This is a genomic window from Christensenella massiliensis, assembly GCF_040409835.1.
Taxonomy (GTDB): Bacteria; Bacillota; Clostridia; order Christensenellales; family Christensenellaceae; genus Christensenella; species Christensenella massiliensis.
On the sequence record NZ_CP117826.1, the window covers coordinates 202,763 to 225,993 of the forward strand.

At 47.1% G+C, this 23,231-nt stretch carries 23 protein-coding genes and 5 tRNA genes; all 28 read left to right on the forward strand.

The genetic code is table 11. From position 1 onward, the window contains the following. Nucleotides 1-7 precede the first annotated feature (7 nt). The 28 genes from PUP29_RS01005 (at nt 8) to PUP29_RS01140 (ending at nt 23,231) form a co-directional block, all read left to right on the forward strand. Complete coding sequence (locus PUP29_RS01005; RefSeq protein ID WP_079547658.1) at nt 8-376, forward strand: iron-sulfur cluster assembly scaffold protein; 369 nt, start codon at nt 8-10, stop codon at nt 374-376. A 67-nt stretch (nt 377-443) separates the two neighbouring features. Then, nucleotides 444-698, forward strand: a complete 255-nt coding sequence (locus PUP29_RS01010) for an IreB family regulatory phosphoprotein (protein ID WP_066521288.1) — start codon at nt 444-446, stop codon at nt 696-698. 66 nt (nt 699-764) lie between these two features. Next, nucleotides 765-1,175: a Holliday junction resolvase RuvX gene (gene ruvX / locus PUP29_RS01015; protein ID WP_079547894.1), complete on the forward strand. Its 411-nt coding sequence runs from the start codon at nt 765-767 to the stop codon at nt 1,173-1,175. 10 nt (nt 1,176-1,185) lie between these two features. Further along, nucleotides 1,186-1,467, forward strand: a complete 282-nt coding sequence (locus tag PUP29_RS01020; protein WP_079547657.1) for a DUF1292 domain-containing protein — start codon at nt 1,186-1,188, stop codon at nt 1,465-1,467. 110 nt (nt 1,468-1,577) lie between these two features. After that, nucleotides 1,578-1,653 (forward strand) — tRNA-Val (locus PUP29_RS01025). Between the two features lie 12 nt (nt 1,654-1,665). Then, nucleotides 1,666-1,742 (forward strand) — tRNA-Asp (locus PUP29_RS01030). A gap of 41 nt (nt 1,743-1,783) precedes the next feature. Continuing rightward, nucleotides 1,784-1,858 (forward strand) — tRNA-Gly (locus tag PUP29_RS01035). 3 nt (nt 1,859-1,861) lie between these two features. After that, nucleotides 1,862-1,935, forward strand: a tRNA-Cys gene (locus PUP29_RS01040). A gap of 1,160 nt (nt 1,936-3,095) precedes the next feature. After that, nucleotides 3,096-3,548, forward strand: a complete 453-nt coding sequence (locus PUP29_RS01045; RefSeq protein WP_353423591.1) for a hypothetical protein — start codon at nt 3,096-3,098, stop codon at nt 3,546-3,548. Continuing rightward, nucleotides 3,549-4,121: a uroporphyrinogen decarboxylase family protein gene (locus tag PUP29_RS01050; RefSeq protein WP_353423592.1), complete on the forward strand. Its 573-nt coding sequence runs from the start codon at nt 3,549-3,551 to the stop codon at nt 4,119-4,121. Nucleotides 4,122-4,367: 246 nt separating this feature from the next. Next, a complete protein-coding gene (locus PUP29_RS01055) occupies nt 4,368-5,150 on the forward strand; it encodes a DeoR/GlpR family DNA-binding transcription regulator (RefSeq protein ID WP_079547655.1) in 783 nt (260 codons plus the stop codon). Between the two features lie 36 nt (nt 5,151-5,186). Next, nucleotides 5,187-6,173, forward strand: coding sequence for a sugar phosphate isomerase/epimerase family protein (locus PUP29_RS01060; protein WP_079547643.1), 987 nt, complete (start codon nt 5,187-5,189; stop codon nt 6,171-6,173). Between the two features lie 44 nt (nt 6,174-6,217). Then, a complete protein-coding gene (locus PUP29_RS01065; protein WP_079547654.1) occupies nt 6,218-7,459 on the forward strand; it encodes a 2,4-dienoyl-CoA reductase in 1,242 nt (413 codons plus the stop codon). Between the two features lie 157 nt (nt 7,460-7,616). Continuing rightward, nucleotides 7,617-7,705, forward strand: a tRNA-Leu gene (locus PUP29_RS01070). Between the two features lie 503 nt (nt 7,706-8,208). Beyond that, complete coding sequence (locus PUP29_RS01075; protein ID WP_079547653.1) at nt 8,209-9,252, forward strand: substrate-binding domain-containing protein; 1,044 nt, start codon at nt 8,209-8,211, stop codon at nt 9,250-9,252. A 130-nt stretch (nt 9,253-9,382) separates the two neighbouring features. Then, a complete protein-coding gene (locus tag PUP29_RS01080; RefSeq protein WP_079547652.1) occupies nt 9,383-10,894 on the forward strand; it encodes a sugar ABC transporter ATP-binding protein in 1,512 nt (503 codons plus the stop codon). Nucleotides 10,895-10,910: 16 nt separating this feature from the next. Next, nucleotides 10,911-11,879 carry an ABC transporter permease gene (locus PUP29_RS01085; protein ID WP_079547651.1) on the forward strand — a complete coding sequence of 323 codons (969 nt, stop codon included), beginning with the start codon at nt 10,911-10,913 and terminating at the stop codon, nt 11,877-11,879. Between the two features lie 219 nt (nt 11,880-12,098). Then, entirely contained in the window at nt 12,099-13,619 is a 1,521-nt protein-coding gene (locus tag PUP29_RS01090; RefSeq protein WP_079547650.1) for a xylulokinase, read from the forward strand. 13 nt (nt 13,620-13,632) lie between these two features. Further along, entirely contained in the window at nt 13,633-14,424 is a 792-nt protein-coding gene (locus tag PUP29_RS01095) for a DeoR/GlpR family DNA-binding transcription regulator (protein WP_353423593.1), read from the forward strand. Between the two features lie 135 nt (nt 14,425-14,559). Further along, nucleotides 14,560-15,579 carry a Gfo/Idh/MocA family oxidoreductase gene (locus tag PUP29_RS01100; RefSeq protein WP_079547649.1) on the forward strand — a complete coding sequence of 340 codons (1,020 nt, stop codon included), beginning with the start codon at nt 14,560-14,562 and terminating at the stop codon, nt 15,577-15,579. Nucleotides 15,580-15,590: 11 nt separating this feature from the next. Continuing rightward, nucleotides 15,591-16,634, forward strand: coding sequence for an alcohol dehydrogenase catalytic domain-containing protein (locus tag PUP29_RS01105; protein WP_079547648.1), 1,044 nt, complete (start codon nt 15,591-15,593; stop codon nt 16,632-16,634). A 16-nt stretch (nt 16,635-16,650) separates the two neighbouring features. Next, nucleotides 16,651-17,619, forward strand: a complete 969-nt coding sequence (locus PUP29_RS01110; protein ID WP_079547647.1) for a phosphotriesterase family protein — start codon at nt 16,651-16,653, stop codon at nt 17,617-17,619. A 1-nt stretch (nt 17,620) separates the two neighbouring features. Further along, nucleotides 17,621-18,574, forward strand: a complete 954-nt coding sequence (locus tag PUP29_RS01115; protein WP_079547646.1) for a shikimate dehydrogenase family protein — start codon at nt 17,621-17,623, stop codon at nt 18,572-18,574. A gap of 109 nt (nt 18,575-18,683) precedes the next feature. Continuing rightward, a complete protein-coding gene (locus tag PUP29_RS01120) occupies nt 18,684-19,277 on the forward strand; it encodes a glucose-6-phosphate isomerase (RefSeq protein ID WP_079547645.1) in 594 nt (197 codons plus the stop codon). Further along, a complete protein-coding gene (locus PUP29_RS01125) occupies nt 19,274-20,236 on the forward strand; it encodes a phosphoglycerate dehydrogenase (protein ID WP_353423594.1) in 963 nt (320 codons plus the stop codon). Before PUP29_RS01120 ends, PUP29_RS01125 begins: the two co-directional genes overlap by 4 nt. 13 nt (nt 20,237-20,249) lie before the next feature. Further along, complete coding sequence (locus PUP29_RS01130) at nt 20,250-20,891, forward strand: bifunctional 2-keto-4-hydroxyglutarate aldolase/2-keto-3-deoxy-6-phosphogluconate aldolase (protein WP_079547644.1); 642 nt, start codon at nt 20,250-20,252, stop codon at nt 20,889-20,891. A gap of 265 nt (nt 20,892-21,156) precedes the next feature. Beyond that, complete coding sequence (locus tag PUP29_RS01135; protein WP_079547643.1) at nt 21,157-22,143, forward strand: sugar phosphate isomerase/epimerase family protein; 987 nt, start codon at nt 21,157-21,159, stop codon at nt 22,141-22,143. A gap of 29 nt (nt 22,144-22,172) precedes the next feature. Next, a complete protein-coding gene (locus PUP29_RS01140; RefSeq protein ID WP_079547642.1) occupies nt 22,173-23,231 on the forward strand; it encodes a zinc-dependent alcohol dehydrogenase in 1,059 nt (352 codons plus the stop codon).

Here is a 23,231-nt window from a genome sequence, read left to right on the forward strand (position 1 = left end):
GAAAAATATGTATACAGACAAATTGATCAAACATTTTCAGGAACCTCATAACGTAGGCGTTATGGAAGATGCGGATATCGTGGGAGAGGCAGGCAGCCCGACCTGCGGAGATACGACGACGGTTTATCTCAAAATGGATGGTGATATCATTAAGGATATTTCGTTTCAGACATACGGCTGCGCTGCGGCAATCGCCAGTTCGAGCGTATTGACCGATATGGTCAAAGGAAAGACGATCGAAGAGGCGTTGAAAATCACGAAAAACGACATCGTAGACGAGCTTGGCGGAATGCCGGCTGAAAAAGTGCATTGTTCGCTTTTGGCGGAAGATGCGCTGAAAGCAGCGCTTCATAAAGTGCTTATGCAGAACAAATAGCGATTTACTTCTGATACAGTCTGTTGTATAATGAAGACAGGCAGTTTGAAGTGAGGGAGGCGGGTCAATGTCAGATTTTGATAAGACGATGCAGTTCAACTTTGATAAAGAGCTGGAAAACCCTGTTCGCGGTATTATTAGGATCGTCAGTGAGGCGATGCGCGAGAAAGGGTATGATCCGGTCAATCAACTGATCGGTTATATCGTTTCAGGAGACCCGACTTACGTAACGGGATATAAAAATGCGCGGTCTTTGATTGCGAGTGTAGATCGCGATGAATTGCTTGAAGAATTAGTGAGTTACTATATCAAGCAGATGTAGGACAACTAAATCACGCCTGATTCTTTCACGTTCAGGCGTGATTTTTTGTACGTAAAGGAGCAAAGCGTGGGAAGAGTACTTGGTTTGGATGTGGGCGATGTACGCATTGGCGTGGCGCTTTCCGACCTTTTGATGATCACGGCGCAGGGCGTTGAAACCTATAAGCGGGTGGATGAAAAAGCAGATATCGAATATTTTTGCGATATGATGGATAAATATGGGGTCGATACACTCGTTGTGGGTCTGCCCAAAAATATGAATGGAACGCTGGGTGAGCAGGCTGAAAAAGTGCAGGAGTTTGCGGAAAAGCTGAAAGAAGCCAGTGGCCGCAGGCTCGTTTACTGGGACGAAAGATTAACGACGAAAAGCGCGCATAAAACGCTTCTTGAAGCGGATATGAGCCGGAAGAAGCGTAAAGCGGTCGTAGATAAGATTGCTGCCATCTATATCCTGCAGGGATATATGGATAGTTTATGAGGAGGAAGAAATGAAAGAAGAAGAGATGGACTTGATCGAAATGCAGGACGAAGAGGGAAATGTACTGAAATTTGAGCATCTGCTTACTTTTGAAGTGGATGATGAATTTTATGTTGCATTCACGCCTATTGAGAAAATGGAAGAGTTTGATGTAGGAGAAGTTTTGATCATGCGCATCAAGGAAGATGAGGATGGAGACGTCTATTTGCCGATCGAGACGGAGGCAGAGCTTGACGAGTTATGGGAAATTTTCCAACAGCTTTATTATGAAGAAGAGCCTGAGGAAGAATGAGATTTGTTTTGAGAAAAGAAATTTCTAAAAACTTAATAAAAGAACTTGACATAAAGGTTCATTTATAATAAAATAATAAACGCGCTGTTGAGTTAGCGCATGTGATGTGTGGGAGTATAGCTCAGCTGGGAGAGCATCTGCCTTACAAGCAGAGGGTCACAGGTTCGAGCCCTGTTACTCCCACCATTCAGTTTTTATGGCCTGGTAGTTCAGTTGGTTAGAACGCTAGCCTGTCACGCTAGAGGTCGAGAGTTCGAGTCTCTTCCAGGTCGCCATAGAATCCCTTTTAAACCTCTGTGTTTAGGAGGGAACAGACGCGGGAGTGGCTCAGTGGTAGAGCGTCGCCTTGCCAAGGCGAATGTCGCGAGTTCGAATCTCGTCTTCCGCTCCATATGGCGCCATAGCCAAGTGGTAAGGCAGGGGCCTGCAAAGCCCTCACCCCCAGTTCAAATCTGGGTGGCGCCTCCACGTCGCATCAAGCGACCTTGACATGACCCCATCGCAAAAGCGATGGGGTCATTGTCTTATGCCGCTGATGCTCCTTTTCCGAGAAAAGTCACGCTTGCTGCGGCTATGCCCTTGTAAACGCGGACATAACGCCTCCGCTGTGCTACCAACTTTTCTCGGTTTCGAAATCAATAGTTTAGATCATATTCGATAAGCGTAAGTGGTTTGCGAATTTTTTATATCCCGAAAACAAATATCAATTTCGTAAGACTTCGCCACGTCGGAGCAGAGTCCGCTTTGCTCCGTTTTTCTTTTTCAAAGAAAAACATTCGCCCGCTCCCTTGCTCCTCCTCTTCCGCAAGAAAGCCCGCTTGGCTCACCTGCTCGGTTGTAAACGCCCTCGCGACGGTTCGCTGTCGCTACCACTTTCTTGCGGGTATGCGCCTGCGGCGCGCTTGTTGCAAGTTGGAGTTCATATTTGGCAGGTGTACCCAAAATGAAATTGCCGCGCGTCAGCGCGGTAATTTTATTTTGACGAAAACGGGAGGAGAATCAAATTGCGAAGCAATTTCGGTTCGTCTTTAGGCGGGACTCCCCTCATCTCTACAACGTTGCAGCAAACTGCGCTCCCAGAGAAAAAACATTCGATCGTCCCTTACTCGGCTTTTTTCCTTGCGTGCCTACCGGCTTTTTTGCGGGTGCGTGCCTTCGGCGCATTTTGGTATAAGTGATGCGTTCAGATTTGGTAGGGTATTCCATGCCAGAGCAAGCAATCACGCTTGCTCCGTTTTTTATTTACAAAAATCGAAGCATGAGAAACCATATAGGCTTTCCCCTGTGTGTTTCGTGTCTGCGGAACCTCATAAGTGAAAGCCTTGAGGCATGAGCGCGGAAGAAGTTCCATATCACAGAATCGTAACGGCGACATGCTGTGTGCTTTGGCTGCGCAAATTGCTTTTGGCTGAAACGAATACGGCAATCATTATTATATTGATAGGACCAATATAGACAGCAGAAAAAATATAAACAACAGAAAAAGAGCTATATAATGATATAAATAAGACAATATTGTGATATAAATTGTTTTTTGATTGACATGGCTGAAAAGCAGCTCTAATATAAAGGTAATTTCTAAATGGTTTTCGCGGATGATTTTATAATGGAATGAGAGGAGAAGCGGCATGACGGGAAAGGAAGTCATAACGCGTGCAGTTCATTTTCAAAAGGTGCCGAGAACACCGGTAGCTTTTATAGACGGCGGTGCGTGGCTCGTTTATCAGAAAGGAATTTCCTATGGGGAACTGTTCGCCATGGAAGATTGGGGAGCGGAGTTGATTTGTGAATATTATGACCGCTTCCAGACAGATATCGTCTGGCCTGCACCGGCATGCTATAATTTAGCGATCCGTGCCTTGGGAGGTGATACACAAGGAAGATGCCCGGAGGTTTTAGAGCCGCTCATCAAAAGCATAAACGATGTTGAACGATTTGATCGGGTGAAAATTTCAGAGCGATTGTTGGAAGATACCGGCATTCAGGCGATGCTGTGCCAAACAGAGGAGATCGTTAAAATTTTTGGCAAGGAACGCTGTATTGCGATCAATTATATAGGACCGTTTACACTTGCGTCGTAGTTGATTGGTATTACAGATTTTATGATGGAGCTGTATAGTGATGAAATCGCTGTTTGGCCACTGTTGGATTTTTCAGTCCGTGTGTGCTATGAATTTTTCCATATCTTTTTGCAGGCTGGTGCGGATACTATTTTTATTGGCGATCCTTCTTCATCGGGAGATTTGATCAGTCCGGAAATGTTCGGGAAATATTCGCTCCCCTCTATCAGGAAGCTTACCGGGCTGATAGGGGATGAAGCCGCAATAAAGCTGCTCCATATATGCGGGAATACACAAGAACGGATCAAGCCGCTGAGAGGGTGCGGGATCGATGGATTTTCGTTGGACTCTGTCGATATCAAAACGGCAATGATGCTTGCAAATAAAGATTTTGCGATTTTTGGAAATATGGGAACCGTATCTGTTATGAACGAAAAAACTCCGGAGGAAATCTATGATATCTGTCTGAAGCTTGCGGAAGAAGGGGGCCTGCAGGGAGGATATGTCATGATGCCGGGCTGCGATCTTCCGCCGATCACGCCGGAAGAGAATATAGATGCCATGATTCATGCGGCTCATGCAAACGTTGGATAAATAAGGCTGCCGGTAAAGCAGGAAAATGCTTTGTAACAAAGAATAAACAGCGGAAGTATAGCAGATATTTCCGCTGTTTTTTTGCTTCTATATTAATAGGGAAAATATTATAGAAATATTTCAAAAATAAAGGTTGACGAATGTGGTTTTTTGTTGTATCATAGCATTAAACAAACAAAAACAAACCAAAATCAACAATTCCAAACAACAATGGATAGGAATATTTGAGAGATAGGAGGTGCAACAATGCTGGCAGTTGAGCGCAAAAGCAAGATAGTCGGTCTTTTGGAAGCAAAGGGACAGGCAGAAGTAAGCGAGCTTGCGCAGATGCTGAGAGTTGTGCCTGAAACGATTCGCAGGGACCTGAAAGAGCTTGAGATGCAGGGAGTCCTGCAGCGAACGCATGGCGGAGCAGTACTCGCCGAAAAGAAAGAAGCAGATACACTGCATTCTTTGCGGGTAAAGCAGCATTATAAGGAAAAAATAAAGCTATGCAAAAAGGCAGCGGAATTTATTGAAGAGGGAGATACGATTTTTGTAGACAACAGTACGACCTTGCTGAATCTGATTCGTTTTATTCAACAGGATGCGAATGTGACTCTGCTTACAAATTCGGTAGATGTATTACATTTAGCGGCTACACTTGAAAATCAGGTGACGGTGATCAGCAGCGGCGGCGTTTTGCACAAGGAAAAAATGTATCTTACCGGCTCGATCGCAGACTATATGCATACCGAGTTCATCCCGTCCAAAGCCTTTATTTCCTGCTATGGGATATCGCTTGAATACGGGCTTTCAGACTGCAGCATGAATGAAGCCGCCTTTAAAAAGAATATGATGCAGGTAAGTCAGAAAACGTTTTGCGTAGTCGACCATACGAAATTTGAAAAGAACGGGCCGGTGAAGCTTACCGGCATCGACGCATGCGACGTTTTGATCACGGATAGAAAACTGGAGCCACGTTATCAGGAAATGCTTCAATCTGATAATGTGATCATGGATATCTTTGATTGCGAAGAAAAAAAGTAAATTTTTAATAAATATAAAGAATACGGAGGTAACGAGATGAAGTTAGGATTCTTTGCGGCAAACTATGCGCACCTGAGCTTGGAAGAAGTAGCGAAGATCATGTGTGAGCATGGGTATGAGATGATGGAGATCCCGGCGTATATAGGGAACGGGCAGTTCGACTGCGACGAGATCCTGAAGGGGAACAATGCGGAAAAGCTGAAGAAGATGCTGTCGGGCTATGGGATCACGATCTCGGCGCTGTCGAACCATGCGGATTCGCTGCTGATATTGGGGCCGTGGGGAGAAGACACGGACGGGCTGTATAAAGGCACGAAGGAAGAAAAGATCAAATATGGAACAGAGAGCCTGCTGAAGACGGCGCAGGCGGCGAATGCGCTTGGAGTGCCGGTGGTGAACGGATTCACGGGAGTAACGAACTGGGGAAGATATTTCCCGTTTCCGTGCCCGCAGGGCTGGGAGATGATGGAGCGCGATTTTGTAAAATACTTCACGCCGATACTGGATAAGTTCAAGGAATATGGGGTGAAGTTCGCAGTAGAGCCGCATCCGAACAACTTTATCTATGATATCCACACGGCGAAGAGAGCGATCGAGCTGGTAGACGGACATCCGTGCCTGGGGTTCAACATGGACCCGGCGAACCTGATCTATCTGGGGCTGCGGATCGAGAACTTCGTGGACGAGCTTGGGGACAGGATCTTCCACGTACATGCGAAGGACGGAGAGATCGTGGAGCACAACATCCAGTATGGCGGGATCCTGATGCAGGGAGACTGGCAGAGGATAGACAGGACGTTCCGGTTCCGGATACCGGGCTGGGGGAGCGTACCGTGGAAGAAAGTGATCACGGAGCTGTCGCTGGTAGGGTATGATTATGTATTGAGTTATGAGCATGAAGATGTGACGATGAGCGTAGGGGACGGAGTCGAGAAAGTATCGGCGTTCCTGAAGCCGCTGATCATCAAGGCGCCGTATGAGGGCAGACGGGATAAGATATTCAACAATCCCTGCGAGAAATAAGTAGTTAATGAACTGAGAATAAAAAAATTTAGGAGGATACTGAAATGAGTTATAAGGAAACCCTGCTTGACCCGATCAAGATCGGTACAAGGGAATGTAAGAACAGGTTCTTTGTGCAGGCTATGGAATGCACGGACGCAGATGCGGACGGCAATCCAACAGACCTTACCTATCAAAGATACGAAAATCTGTATAAGGGTGGTTGGGGCCTCATTGACCTCGAGGCGATTTCTATTACGCAGGAAAGCCGTTCCAGACTGAATCAGCTGATGATCATGGAGAAGAACGTGCCGGCCCTGACAAATTTCATGAAAAAGATGAAAGAAGTCAACAAAGACCCGCTCATCGTATTTCAGTTGACGCATTCCGGAGAGTTGAGCAACCCGAAGTTCTCGCGGAGAGTAACGGTGATGCCGTCTTACAGCTATGGCGGAGACCTTCTTTCTGAGGAAGAAGTAGATAAGATCATCGACGATTTCGTATTGGCTGCAAAGATCGCACACGATGTAGGCGCTGATGGTATCGATATGAAGCTGTGCCACGGCTATCTTGGTTCCCAGATCCTGCGGCCGTTTAACAGCCGCAAATGGAAATACGGCGGAAGCTGGGAAAACAGAAGACGTTTTGCATTTGATCTCTATGAGAGGATATCGAAAGAAGTCAATGATAAGAACTTCCTGATTGGCTCTAAGATTTCCGCATGGGAAGGCTTCCCGGGCGGCTTTGGTACGGAAGGCCCGGATTCGCCGATCATGGATCTGACTGAGCCGCTCGATTTGATCAAGGGGCTTGAGGAACGCGGTGCGCAGTATATCGTTCAGTCGGCCGGAAGCCCGTCCATCACGGTTACACTTACGCAGGCGGAAAAGAACTATCCGTATATTGCCTATCTGCATCCGTATTGGCAAAAGGAATTCAAGAAAGTGCTGAAACCGGAGACCGTGTTGATTGGCTCGAATTATTCCGTATGGGGAAAAGGAAACAAAAATCTGCAGATGATCGACCCGCAGGACAATACGATGTTCAAAGCAGGAGCCAAGAACATCGAGAGAGGTATCGTGGATATGATCGGTCTTGGACGTCAGTCCTTTGCGGATCCGTTGCTGCCTAAGAAGCTGGCAGATGGTAATGAGAAAGACATTCATTTCTGCACGCTGTGCGATAACTGTCTTGAGCTTTTGATACGTCAGGAGCGCATCGGCTGCTGCACGTACAATAAATATTATACGGACGTTCTCGTAAACGTGCGAAAAGAAAAAGGCAAGCTGACACAGAATCATACCTGATCGGTTATCTGAAAAGAATATTTATTCCATACTCCGCAGTTTATTGCTGCGGAGTATGGATAATTTTAAAAAAGAACGGAAAGAAATATGACTGACCTTATTGTGCAGGCGCATATCTTGTGTTAAACTATTTAAGGTTAGTTTATGTTTGCTTTATGCCGAAGTGGCGGAACTGGCAGACGCACAGGACTTAAAATCCTGCGGTGGTCAAACACCGTACCGGTTCGATCCCGGTCTTCGGCACCAAACCGTTCTATTTGATTTGATATCAGGAGAACGGTTTTTGTTTTACTATGAAAACTATAGGCTGAATTAACATTTTTATGAACAAAATGAAATAACGATTGACAAACTGTATGAAATTCTGTATGATACATAAGACTCACGGAGGAGAGAAATTATGGTATAAAGTGGTTAGATAAACCGAAAATAAATATTACCATATAATAATAAAGGGATAACAAATAATCGTCAAAAAGAAAACAAATAACAAAAATTTGATAATAAATATAAAATAGTGGTTGAAAATTTAAATGTTGTGAAGTATAATACAACCGTACCACAGGAAAGCGTGGCAAATAAACTACACATTTTCAACCAGAAAAAAAGGACATAAAAAATACGCCCCTAAGGACGTTTTGAGGTAAAATAAGAGGTGGGGTGGAAAGTGTGATTTTATGTCCGCTTTGGCAAAGCTCAAAATGGGGTCACCCGTTTGAGATATTAAGACTAAGTAGGAGGAAACAAAAATGAAAAAGTCTTTGATTCTTGTAGTCTGCATCGCACTTGTAGTTGCTATGTTTGCAGGCTGCGCAGCTCCGGCTGAAACTCCTTCTGCTGAAGCATCCACGGAAGCATCCACGGAAGCATCTGCAGAAGCATCGACTGAAGCGTCCGAACCGGCAGCAGACGGTGACGCTCCGTTGGTAGGTATCTCTTGCCCGAACGACCCGACAGGTTGGGTTGCTGCGGCTCAGTGGTCTGCTAAGACTACGGCTGAAGAGCTCGGTCTCAACTATGTTCTGGCTGCGTCCGCTAACGTAAACGATCAGGCGAACAAGATCGATGAGTTCATTCAGATGGGCTGCGAGTATATCGTACTTCTCCCGGTAAATGATGAACTGGCTGTTGCAGCTCAGAAGATCAAAGATGCCGGCATCACGCTGATCGACTTTGACCGTACGCTGGGCGATGTTGAGCCTGACTATTATGTAGCTGGTGACAACCACGGCATGGGCGTTGCAGGCGGCGAATACATCGTTGAGAAACTTGGGCCGGAAGGCGGAAATGTTGTTATCATGAACATTCCGTCCTATGGTGCGATTTTCACGGAACGTGCAGATGGCTTTAAAGAAGTTGCTGCTGAGCATCCGGAACTCAATATCCTCGGTGAGTGGGCTTCCGATAACGGCGCTCCGGAAACAGTCCTGACAGTTATGACGGACGTTTTGACGGCAAACCCGGAAATTGATGCGATTTACTCCACAGACGATGAAATGTCCCAGGGTATCCTGCAGGCTATCAAAGAAGCGGGCCGCACGGACATCAAAGTTATCACCGGTGGTGGTGGCGCGAAGACCTACTTCGACATGTTTGATGATTTCCCGGACATCTGGGTTTCTTCTCAGACCTATGCTCCGTACATGATGTCGGAAGCTGTTAAGATTGCTGACAAGCTGATCAAGGGTGAAGAAGTTGAGCAGACGACGATCATCCCGACGACGGTTGTTGACCGCACGAATGTTGAACAGTACCTGACAGACAATGGTATCACGGAGGACGCTCCTTACTAAGCATGGCTTTGTAATGAGAATGTTGTAACATGAAAAATATCCAACGGGGCCTTTACGACCCCGTTGGATTATTTCAAGAGGAATTTGTAGCCGCTAAAGTTGCGGTAATAGACAAGGGAGACATGCGTAAATGGAATATGCACTGAAAATGAACGATATCCGTAAAGGGTTCGGCGGTGTTCCGGTCTTGAAAGGCGTTGATTTCAACGTGGAGGCGGGAAAGATCCATGCGCTTTTGGGCGAAAACGGCGCCGGGAAAACGACGTTGATGAATATTCTGGGCGGCGTTATCCCCATGGACAGCGGCAGTATCGAGTTGTTTGGACAGCCGGTGAAAATTGCCAGCCCGGCGGAGGCACAGAAAAATAAGATTGCATTTATTCATCAGGAATTGAATGTTGTAAACGACCTGTATGTTTACGAAAATATGTTCCTCGGGCATGAGCTGCGTAAAAGGGGCGGCGGCATAGATGCTGCGGCGATGATCCAAAAAACGCAGGAAGTTTTCGAGCGTATGCACGTTACCATCGATCCTCGGGCCATGATGGGAGATCTGCAGGCCTCCTATAAGCAGATCGTAGAGATTGCTAAATCAATTTTAATGGATGCCAAGCTCATTATTATGGACGAGCCAACGACATCGCTTACGCAGCCTGAGGTGGAAAATGTATTCGCGATCATGCGGAATCTGATCAAGGAACATGGCGTTACGATCATCTTTATTTCACACAAGTTAGGCGAGGTCGTGGAATTCTGCGATTATTATACCGTATTGCGCAATGGCGAAATGGTAGGCACTCACCCAATCAAAGGAGAAAATGGTGAAGTTGCAAAACAAGCCGATATTGCAAGGCTGATGGTTGGTAAAAGCGTTATGGATGTTGTGGTTTATCAGCCGCATGAAATTGGAAATGTGGTTCTAAGCGTAAAAGACCTTTGCATTGATAGACGCGTCGATCATGTAAGCTTTGACCTGCATGCAGGAGAGATTCTCGGTATCACTGGTCTTCTCGGGGACGGTAAGGACGAGCTGGTGCGCGGACTGTTTGGAGATTTGGCTTTCACAAGCGGAACCATCGAGAAAAATGGAAAGGTCATCAAGTATAATCATCCGGCAAAAGCGAAAAAAGCAGGCATTGGTTTGCTTCCGTCCAACCGTAAGGAAAACGCAATCATAAAAGATCTGACTGTTACGGAAAATATGACCATCGTAACGCTGGACCAGTATAAGAGCGGCTTATCTCTCTCCAAGGCGAAGGAAAATCGAAAAGCGTTGGAGTATAAGGAAAAGCTGAACATTAAGGTGGATAATCTGGCGAACCTGATCACCAGCCTTTCGGGTGGTAACCAGCAGAAGGTCGTGCTTGCAAAATGGCTGACTGCGGAACCCGATATCATGATTCTGTCTAACCCGACGCAGGGCGTTGACGTAGGTGCGAAAAATGAGATCTACGGAGTTATTATGGAGCTTGCGAAGAGCGGAATGGGTATCATTGTGACGTCGGGTGAGGCGCAGGAGATCTTAAAGATTTGTGACCGCGTTTTGGTTATGTATCATGGCGTTCTCAAGGGAGAACTTCAGCGGGATGAGCTTTCGGAGGAAGCGATCATGATACTCTCGACCGGCGGTGTATTAGATTGAGAGGAGAAGAAAAGCAATGTCTGAAGAAGTAAAAGCGATGCAGAAGAATACTGCTTGGAATAAGTTCATTAAAGAGTATTCTATCATTTTGGTCGCGGCCGGGCTGATCATCGTTGCGACGATTCTGGGCGGCACGACGTTTATGAATGGTCAGAACTTTATTAATATTTTCCGCGGCAATGCAGTTGTTGGTATCATTGCCTTTGGTACTGCATTTGTCATTATCACCGGAAACATCGACTTGTCTGTCGGTACGCAGCTGGTTATCGTAGGTATCATATTGTTGTCCATCTTGAATGCGACAGGCAATATTGTTCTCGCGATTATCGTTGCGGTCGCCTGCAGCTGTGCGTTATCGGCCGGTGTTGGCGCGATTATTACAAAGGGCCGCGTTCCGTCCTTTATTGTTACGTTAGGTATGCAGTATATTTACAGGTCCCTTGCATTGTTCATCTTAGATGCGCGCGGAATCACCGGTAATGTAGATGCATTCAAAGAAATTTCGAACTATGAGATTGGCGGAGTATTTCCGCTGCCGCTGATTTATTTTGCGGTAGTATTCGTTATCTGCTTCTATATTTCGAAGTATACGGTTCTTGGCCGCAGGATCTATGCAGTCGGTTCGAATGAACAAGCGACGAGGCTGTCCGGTATCGATACCGATAAGGTAAAAATTATGGCGTTTGTGCTGCTCGGCCTTACAGTAGCAATCGCAACGATCATCGAGGCTTCAAGAATGAACTCGATCAACTCTGCTTCCTCTGGTAACGAATACGAGTTGAATGCGATTGCAATGGCAGTTGTCGGCGGTATCGCAATGGAGGGCGGTAAAGGACATATGATAGGCGTTCTCTTTGGTATCATCATTCTGGGCGTCATCAATAATATCATAACGATCGTCGGCTTGAACGTATATCTGGTCAATGCGGTTAAGGGCGCGATTATCATTGGTGCGGTTCTGCTGCAGCATAAGAAGAGAGACTGATCTTTTCTATCCATGATAAACTTCCGCTTGTCAGAAGACAGGCGGAAGTTTTTTTTGTGAAATAAATCATTTTCGTTATATAATTTTTTATTTGCACAAGTTTTTACTCTGTATTGACACTTACTTCCTAAAACATTATAATGATAACAAACAATAATAAACAATTACAAATAAAAATAATGTTTTTCTTTATGTGAAAATGAAATAGGGGGAAGTTATATGCAGTATATTATTTCAATCGATATTGGAACACAGGGAACAAAATGCATTCTTTTCGATACCAATATGAAAATGAAAGCAGATGCCTTTGAGGTATCCCGTCTGATCAGTCCGAAACCGGGCGTCGTATGGCAGGAGGCGGAAGAAATTTATGGCTCCTGTGTAAGGACTGTAAAGGAAGTTATGGAAAAGTCGGATATAGCGGCTTCTGATGTCTGCGCAATCGGCATTGACAGCCAGTCGGCAGGAATTATGGGGATCGCAGAGGATGGCGAGGCTTCCACCTATTATGATTCGTGGCTCGATATGCGCTGTGGAAAATATATGCATGAAATGCAGGAAAAAGCGGGAAAGAAAATTATTGAAATATGCGGCGGTCCGGCATCTTATACGCATGGCCCAAAGATGCTTTGGTGGAAAAATGAACAGCCGGAAGCTTACAAAAAAACGGCAAAGTTTGTTCTTCCCAGCGGATATGTGATTGGAAAAATGTGTGGCTTGAAAGCGGAAGAAGCGACTTTCACACATACCTGCATCCATTTCTCCAATTTTGGAGACAATGTAAAAAAAGAATGGTCAGAAGAACTTCTTGAGATGTTTGGGATTGCAAAAGAGAAGATGGCGCGTATAGCCTCTTCCTTTGAAATTGCAGGAAAAACAACTGCTGAATTTGGAAAACAAAGCGGTCTTATAGAAGGAATACCGGTCGTCGTAGGGGCAGGAGATACGGCGGCGGGTGCCTTTGGTTCGGGTATCGTAGAAGCGGGGATGTTGATGGATACGGCCGGAACTGCCTCTGTATTATGCTGTGCGTCGGATGAATATCATCCGGATACGGAATTTGAGACTCTGGTGCAAATGCCGTCGCCGATCGAGGGATTGTGGCACCCGTTGGCTTATATCAATGGCGGGGGATTATGCATTCGTTGGTTCCGCGATGAATTTACCGGAAAACCTGCCGCTTCCTATGATGATCTGATGGCGGAGGCGGAGAACCTTCCGGCCGGAAGCGAGGGAATATTATTCGTTCCGCATTTCTGCGGCCGTGTTTTACCGAATAATCCTTATGTGAAAGGCAGCTTTGTCGGCCTCGACTGGAAGCATGGCCGCGGACATCTATATCGTGCGGTCATGGAGGGGATCGCGTATGAATATGCGTATTACTTCAATATTTTGAAAAAGGAGCACCGGCATACCCGGTTTGAAAAATTGTATACGACAGGAGGAGGATCTAAGAGCCCGCTGTTCAACCAAATCAAGGCGGATGTTTTGGGGATCCCGGTCATCGCTTATGAGCAGGGAGAAACAGCGCTTGCCGGAAGTGCCATCATTGCAGGATGCGGCGCAGGCGTTTTTGCAGACTATCGGGAACCGATGAAAAATTTAGGAAAAGAAAGCGCGCCCATCATGCCTGATATGGAAAATCATGAGAAGTATGAAAAATACGCGGAACAATATCTGAACGTGATCGAAGCGCTCGAGCCGGTCTATAAGAGCGATGTCTATGAAATAGAGGGGTAAGGAGGTATATAGATTGAGCAAAAATAGTGAAGACGGTATGTTTGCCGAAGAACGCAAACATATGATCGTCGATCTTGTCAATAAAAATATCAAAACGACAGTAAGCAATCTTTGCGAAAAATTTTCCGTATCTCCCGCGACGATCCGTAACGATTTGAGGGAGTTGGAGGAAGCCGGCCTTTTAAAACGCACGCATGGCGGTGCAATTAGTAATATCAAGGCGAATTATGAGCCGAATGCCTATCAAAAGGAGATCGAGCATGTAAACGAGAAAAAAGCGATAGCGAAGCGTGCAGCACAGTATGTGCATGAGGGAGATACGATCGCACTCGATACGGGAACGACAACTTTTGAGTTGGCAAAGCAACTGGTTACATACGAGAATCTTACGGTCGTAACAAATGATCTTCAGATCGCCGCCTTTCTGGAACGCAACGGGAAAGCAAATATCATTATGGCGGGCGGAGCAGTCCGGCGCAATTTTCATTGTACAGCGGGACAAAAGGCTATCGACACGCTTTCCGACCTGAACGTAGATAAAACATTTCTTGCGGCAAACGGGGTGAGTATCAAACGCGGGATCACAACACCGAATATCGACACTGCCCATGTAAAAGAAAAATTGGTTTCTCTGGGAGATGAGGTCTTGCTGCTCGTGGACAGCAGTAAGTTCGACACTTCGACTTTCGTAAAGTTTGCCGGGCTGAGTGAGATCGATCTCATTATTACAGATACCGGAGTTGATCCCGAATATATGGAGCTTTTGGAGCGGGAGGACGTAAGCGTTGAGACCGCAAGGGTATGAAACGATACTATTATTACAGAAAATGAGAATAAATGATAATAAAGTATTGCAAAACGATAATGATTTCAGTATAATAAAAGCAATGAAAGTTTTTAGTTTTATACCAGATATCAGGTGTTCCAAAGGAGGAAGAAAATGAAAAACGGCAGATTGGGAATTTGTCTCATTGGCGCAGGCCGCGCGGGAATGATCCATGCGAATAATTTTAAGAATAAAGTAAACGGCGCGTATATGGCAGCTGTTGTAGATGTCGTAGAGGACGCTGCAAAGGCTGCGGCGGAAGAACTGGAGATCACGAAATATTATACGGACTATAAAGATATCCTGAAGGACGACGAGATCGATGCAGTTGTAGTGGTTTCGCCGACGAACCTGCATAAACAGATCGTGATCGATTGTGCCAACGCGGGAAAGCACATCTTCTGCGAAAAGCCGATGGCGATGAACTCGGAAGAATGCGAAGAGATGGAAGCGGCGGCAAAGAAAAACAATGTAAAGCTGCAGATCGGTTTTATGCGGCGTCATGACGCAGGCTTCATTCAGGCGAAGGAAGTGATCGATTCCGGAGCGATCGGCGATGTCGTGCTCATTCGATCCAATACGCGCGGGCCGAGCAAGCCGCGTCCGTGGATGTATGACATCAAAAAAAGCAACGGTGTCCTTGCGGAACTCAACAGCCATGATATCGATTGTGTGAGATGGCTGGCAGGCAGTGAGATCAAAACCGTATATGCCATTGCAGGTAATTACAGGAATCGTGAGATCGCAGAGGAATATCCGGATTATTACGACAGCGTAGTGATGACGGGAGTATTTGAGAATGGCATCCAATACTCGATAGACGGAGCGGCGTATGTTCAGTATGGATATGATGCAAAGGTCGAGGTCGTAGGAACAAAAGGCGTGATTCATATCGGGAAAGAAAACGGAAGCAATTATACGGTCGCTGCGCCCGGAACGGGGATCTCCACACCGTATATCAATAGCTGGATGACGCTTTTTAAGGATGCTTATCTGGCGGAAGACATCGGTTTTGCAGAGTGTATCTTAAATGATACGGAACCAAAAGTGACTGGACATGACGGTAAAATGGCGGTCAAGATCGTAGAAGTAGGCAATCAGTCGATTGCAGAAAAGCGTATCATCGAGCTCTAAGGAGGAAAAATATGTTAGCATTAAGATTATATGGCCCAAATGATATTCGTTTGGACGATATACCGGTACCGGAAATAACGGAGGACGAGATACTTCTGAAGGTAGATGCGGCAGCCGTATGCGGTACGGATGTCCGTATGTGGCAAAACGGCTATGCCGGTGTAGATGAAGAACATCCGCGCGTGCTTGGGCATGAATTTGGCGGTACTATTGTTGAAGTAGGCAAAAATGTAAAGTTCTATCAGAAAGGCATGAAAGTCGCGCTCGCTCCGAATATCGGATGCGGGATATGCGATCGTTGCGTAGCAGGGCAGCCGCATCTGTGTGATAACTACAGAGCTTTTGGGATCAATATGGATGGGGCGTTCGCCGAATATGTGAAAGTGCCGAAAGAAGCCATCATTTATGGAAATCTGATGATCATGCCGGAGGGCGTGACCGCGGAAGAAGCAGCCGTAAACGAACCGCTTTCCTGTGCGTACAACGGTTCTTTAAAATGTAATATCAAGCCGGGTGAGTATGTGCTCGTCGTTGGTGCAGGCCCGATTGGTATCATGCACGCGATGCTTGCAAAAATGGCCGGCGCAGCCAAGGTCATGATGAACGATTTGTCAGCAGACAGGCTTGCGGAATGTGAAAAAATCATTCCGGGCGTTGTGACCTATTGCGGAGATGACCTCCCAGGGTTCGTCAAGGAGCAAACGAGAGGGAAAGGTCTTGATGTAGCGATCACCGCATGCCCGGTTCCGGCGGTTCAGGCAGCTATGCTCCCGCTCATGAACTATGGCGGCCGTGTTAATTTCTTCGGCGGCGTACCGGCAGCGAAGCAGCCTGTACCGATCGATACGAATCTTGTGCATTATAAGGAACTATTCCTGACGGGCTCGACGCGCGCAAGTATTTGCCAGTTCAGACAGACGCTTGATTTTGTCTCGGAGGGCTTGATCGATATCAAGAGCATTATTACAGGACATTATGATATTAAAGACATTCTGACAGCGTTTGATAACGCAAAAGCGGCAAAAGGGCTTAAGAATGTCATAACATTCGGATAAAAAGGGATGGCTTCTGATGGGTGAATTCGTAAGGACCGTAACGGGAGATGTTGCTCCGGATACATTAGGACATTGTCAGTGTCATGAACACATTTTTTTGGAAATGGACAGATCCTATGAAGTGTCTCCGGTGTTATATATGGACGACTACGACAAGTCTCTCGCGGAGCTGCGGGAGTATCGTGCAGCGGGCGGCGGAACGATTGTCGATGCACAGCCTGTGCTTGGCGGCCGCATGGCGGAGCTTCTCGAAAGGGCTTCTGTGGAGAGCGGTGTAAAGATCATAGCGTCGACAGGATTCCATAAAACGATATTCTATTATGAAGACAGCTATCTTTTCTATAAAAATGAGGATGAGATCGCACGGCTTTATATAGAAGAAATCGAAGAGGGAATGTTCTCGTCGAAGCAGACGGGTGCACAGCGGCTTGCTTGCCGGGCCGGACAGATCAAGACGGCGATCGACAAAAATGGAATACACGCCGACGAGACCTATGAAAAGCTGTTTGCCGCCGCTGCTGATGCGGCTCTGGCTACTGGCGTACCGGTCATGGTACATATCGAACAGGAAGCAGATGCGCTCCATGTTGTGGATTTTTTCGCAAAAAGAGGCCTGCCGCCGCAGCACTTGATTTTATGCCATCTTGACCGGGCAAGATATGATTTCGATTACCATAAGGATTGTGCACAGACGGGTGCTTTTATGGAATACGATACGATCCACCGGCTGAAATATCATGATGATGTAAAAGAAGCGGAGCTTATTGCGTTCATGCTGGAAAGCGGCTTTGAAGAACAGTTGCTGCTGGGGCTCGATACAACGAACGCGCGCCTGCGCAGTTATGGCGCAGCGGATATGGGACTCGATTTCATCCTGAAGACTTTTGTTCCTTTTGCGGAGGAACGGGGAATCAGCAGACAAATGATGCATAAGATGCTTGTTGCGAATCCGCCGCAGGCATTAAAAATAAAAAGGAGTGTGTAAAATGTTTAATTTCGAACCTGCAACGCAGCCAACAATGTACTTCATTGGGGTAACGACGGGAAAGTCTTCCATCATGAAGGTATTTCCGGAGTGGGCAAAGGCTCTTGGCCTGAAGGACACGGTCATGAAAGGGATCGACATCGAGATCCACGCAGAGCCTGAAAAATACAGAAAGGTCGTCGAGTTCATCAAAAACGATCCGCTTTCCTATGGCGCTCTCGTAACGACGCACAAGATCGATCTTTACAATGCGACGAAAGATATGTTTGAATATCTTGACCCGTATGCGCAGAAATTTGGCGAGCTTTCTTCCATCTCAAAGCGCGGCGACAAGCTGTGCGGGCACGCAAAGGACCCGATCTCAAGCGGTCTTGCGCTGGAGGAATTTGTTCCTAAAAATTATTGGAAAGACCATCCGGAATCGGGCGTATTCATTATGGGCGCAGGCGGCAGTGCGATTTCTATGTGCTCCTATTTTATGCGTCCGGAGTTTGAGGGGAATTATCCGTCCGAGATTGTGATCGGGAACCGTTCCAAGCCGAGGCTGGACGAGATAGAAGCGATCAACAAGACGCTCAATCCGGGTAGCGTAAAATGCTCTTATTATCTTACGCCTGAACCGGGCCAGAACGATGAGGTTTTGGAAAAAATGGGTAAGGGTTCCCTGATCATCAATGCGACGGGGCTTGGAAAAGACAGACCGGGCAGCCCGCTTACCGATGCGGCGCAGTTCCCTGAAAATGCATTGGTATGGGAAATCAACTATCGCGGAGATCTTCTTTTCATGCATCAGGCGGAAGCGCAGGCAAAAGAAAAGAATCTCCATGTGGAAGACGGTTGGAAATATTTCATTTATGGATGGACACAGGTGATTTCGGAAGTATTCGATATTCCGATCGAGGGAGCCGTTCTGGACGAACTCGATAAGATTGCTGCTAAATTTAACCAGAGATAAATTGAAAACAGTTCAGGTTCCGCTTTTCCTATCGGAAAGCGGAACCTTGATGCGTAAAATACGGAATTGCCGGACCGACCGGCAAATGGTTATTAAGGAGGATTTCAAAATGGCAAACGAAGGAAAATTCGATTGGCTCCGCGGCTTTACATGTGATTATGACCTTATAAGTGGTCTTTCCAAAACAGCGGAAAGCACAAAACGGTATCTTTCCCAGATGAAAGGGATGTATGCGGACGATGCAGCATTCGACAAAATGCTTGCAGGCGGCGAGGATCCGCTCGTATATGAATTTTACGAAATGGGCGCGCCTGAGCATCCCGGCGATCTTGCTTTTGGTACGAGCATTACTTATCCGGGTAAGGTAGGCGACGAATATTTCATGACGAAAGGCCATTTCCATACGATTCTCGATACGGGAGAAGTATATTATTGCTTAAGCGGGCACGGTTATATGCTGTTGGAAAGCCCGGAGGGCGATTGGTCCCTGCAGGAGATGACGCCGGGAGAGGCTGTTTACGTACCTAAGAGATATGCTCATAGAAGCATCAATATCGGCGACACGCCGTTGGTCACGTTCTTTGTATTCCGTGGAGATGCAGGACACGATTATGGCACGATCGAGACGAAAGGCTATAGGAATCTTGTAGTTGAGAAAGACGGAAAGGCAGTCGCAGTTCCGAATCCTAAGTGGGGTGAATGAGCATGAAGATCCTTGTGACGCCTACTTCTTTTCTAAAACCGGAAAATGCGGCAGCAAAGGCAAAGCTCGAGCTGTTCGCGGATGAGGTCGTTTATAATGATTTAGGGCGGCCGCTGCAGGCTGACGAGATTTTAGAACGGTTAGACGGAGTCGACGGTTATGTGGCAGGGCTCGATTATATCACGGCAGACGTTCTCGAAAAGGCGCCCGCTTCTCTGAAAGTGATTTCACGCTATGGCGCGGGGGTAGACCGCGTTGATATGGCTGCGGCGACGGCAAAGGGAATCAAGGTGACCAATACGCCGGGTACGAATTCTGTTGCTGTTTGCGAGCTTGCTTTTGCATTGATGCTGTGCGCGGCGCGAAATGTTCCGAAGCTTCACACTGCAGTAGAAAAAGGCGAATGGCCGCGCAGCCAAGGAATCGAGCTCAGAGGCAAGACGCTCGGCATCGTCGGCATGGGAGCGATCGGTAAAAATCTTGCAATAAGAGCAAAGGCGTTCGGAATGACTGTAAACGCATACGATCCTTATTTTGATGAAGCTTTTGCAAAGGAAAATGGAATTGGAAGATTGGAGCTTGATGAAGTGCTGACCACATCGGACTTCATTTCTCTGCATGTTCCGCTTAATGATTCCACCCGTCATATGATCGATGCAGAGAAAATCGCTGAGATGAAAGACGGTGCGATCGTAATCAACACGGCGCGCGGCGGGATTATTGATGAGCAGGCGGCTGCGGAGGCAGTAAAGAGTGGTAAGCTTGGCGGATTGGGACTCGATGCGTTCGAACAGGAGCCGCTGATCGATTCTCCGCTGAAAGGCCTTGACAATGTCATCTTCACGCCTCATACAGGCGCACATACAGCGGAAGCGGTAAGCGGAATGGGAAGTATGGCGGTTGATAATGTGATCGCAGTTCTCTCGGGCAAAGAATGCCCGCATGTTCTGAATAAATAGGTAGGTAAATAGTATGGAAAAATTAGAAGTATTGAGAAGATTGGAAGAATGCGGCGTTGTTGCGGTCGTACGCGGCAACAGCGAAGAAGAGGTCATGAAGATCATCGATGCCTGCATTGCGGGCGGAATCATTGGAATCGAAGTTACTTTCACGGTTCCGGGCGCCGCGGATATCATCAAGGCGCTTGCAAAGCGTTATGACCCGAAAGATGTCTTGATCGGTGCAGGTACAGTTCTTGATCCGGAGACGGCGCGGGCGGCGATCCTTGCGGGAGCGCAATTTGTTGTTTCTCCGTGCCTCAACGCAGAGACGGTAAAAATGTGCCTGCGGTATCAGATAGCATGCATGCCGGGCGCGATGACAATCAAAGAAACCGTCGATTGCCTCGAAGCGGGGGCGGATATCGTAAAGCTGTTCCCGGGAAATCTGGCTGGTCCTAAAATGATCAAAAATATCAAAGGGCCGCTGCCGCAGGTCCGCATCATGCCTACAGGCGGTGTGAATGCCGAAAATGCAGGCGAATGGATCAAGGCTGGTGCCGTCGCGGTAGGAGCAGGCGGAGACTTGACTGCCGGTGCAAAGACAGGCGACTATGAATCGATCACGCGGATCGCAAAAGAAATGGTCGCGGCAGTGCACGAAGCACGCAAATAAATTTTGTTGGGAAAGAAGAAGATTGCGAGAGGTTCTGAAGAACTCTCGCAATCTTTGCTTTATCGGGAAAATAATGTACGTACATTCTGTCAAAAAAAACAGCATGATTTTACAGGATTTTTGTTGACTTACGCTTCCTTTTGGTATATGATAGAACCATAAACAGACACAAAACAACTAAAAACAACATTTTCAAAAATGTGTTACAGAATAAAAGCTTGATTAAGTTTGTAAAATACACGAAAAATGAATGGGAGGTAACGAGATGAAGTTAGGATTCTTTGCGGCAAACTATGCGCACCTGAGCTTGGAAGAAGTAGCGAAGATCATGTGTGAGCATGGGTATGAGATGATGGAGATCCCGGCGTATATAGGGAACGGGCAGTTCGACTGCGACGAGATCCTGAAGGGGAACAATGCGGAAAAGCTGAAGAAGATGCTGTCGGGCTATGGGATCACGATCTCGGCGCTGTCGAACCATGCGGATTCGCTGCTGATATTGGGGCCGTGGGGAGAAGACACGGACGGGCTGTATAAAGGCACGAAGGAAGAAAAGATCAAATATGGAACAGAGAGCCTGCTGAAGACGGCGCAGGCGGCGAATGCGCTTGGAGTGCCGGTGGTGAACGGATTCACGGGAGTAACGAACTGGGGAAGATATTTCCCGTTTCCGTGCCCGCAGGGCTGGGAGATGATGGAGCGCGATTTTGTAAAATACTTCACGCCGATACTGGATAAGTTCAAGGAATATGGGGTGAAGTTCGCAGTAGAGCCGCATCCGAACAACTTTATCTATGATATCCACACGGCGAAGAGAGCGATCGAGCTGGTAGACGGACATCCGTGCCTGGGGTTCAACATGGACCCGGCGAACCTGATCTATCTGGGGCTGCGGATCGAGAACTTCGTGGACGAGCTTGGGGACAGGATCTTCCACGTACATGCGAAGGACGGAGAGATCGTGGAGCACAACATCCAGTATGGCGGGATCCTGATGCAGGGAGACTGGCAGAGGATAGACAGGACGTTCCGGTTCCGGATACCGGGCTGGGGGAGCGTACCGTGGAAGAAAGTGATCACGGAGCTGTCGTTGGTAGGGTATGATTATGTATTGAGTTATGAGCATGAAGATGTGACGATGAGCGTAGGAGACGGAGTCGAGAAAGTATCGGCGTTCCTGAAGCCGCTGATCATCAAGGCGCCGTATGAGGGCAGACGGGATAAGATATTCAACAATCCCTGCGAGAAATAAGTGATTTTGCTATTAGGAGGTAAATGAAAATGGCAAGAATGATGAAAGCACAGGTTGTAGAATCACCAAACAATATGGTTCTGAAGGAAGTACCGGTTCCTGAGATAAACGATGATGAAGTACTGATCAAAGTGAAATACTGCGGTATCTGTGGTTCCGATTGGAGTATTTTTACCGGAAAATATGCTGCGGATCAACTGCCGTTGATTACAGGGCATGAAATTTTCGGCGTGATCGAAGAGGTGGGCAAAAACGCAAGGGGGATCAAAAAGGGTGACCGTGTAGCAGTGGATATCTGTCTTACCTGTGGAACATGCTATTTCTGCCGTCGCGGCGACGGACTTCTCTGTGAATCCTTTACACAGCTTGGTATCCATACGGATGGAGGATTCGCTGAGTATGTAAAAGCTCCATGGAAAAATATCTACCATATCCCGGACAGTATGGATGATTACACGGCAACCTTTGTGGAGCCTTTGACGGCAACGCTGCAGGCGAGCAAGAAAATGGACGCCAAGATCGGTTCATCCTGCGTCGTGATCGGCTGCGGACTCGGTGTGATTCATGCGTTGCTCGCAAAGCTGCGCGGCTGCGCACCGGTCATTCTGGTGGGAGACAGTGAGCTGCGCCTGAATATGGCAAAAGAAATGGGGATCGATTACACAATCAATATCAAGGAAGTTGACGATCCGGTAGCGGAAGTGAAAAAATTGACGGGCGGAGTCGGAGCAGATTATGCAATTGAGGCAGTCGGCCATCACAGCACATATGAGCAAGCCTTTGCAATGCTGCGCCGCGGCGGCAAGCTTGAAGCGTTCGGCGTATGTGCGACGGATGACATGGCTTCACTCTCCCCGTATGAGTTTGTTCTTGGAGAGAAGAAAGTCAGCGGCTCCTGCGCAGGTATCGGCAACGACTGGGGCGATGCGATTCGTTTGCTTGAATATCACCGGATCGACCCGAAGCCGATGATCTCTATGGTCGTTCCGCTCGAAGAGCTGGAAGATGCGCTGAAAGAGCTGCGTACCAATCCGAACCTGTTCAAGGTTCTTGTTTCTCCGGAGATCAAGGAACGGGTGGTATTTTAA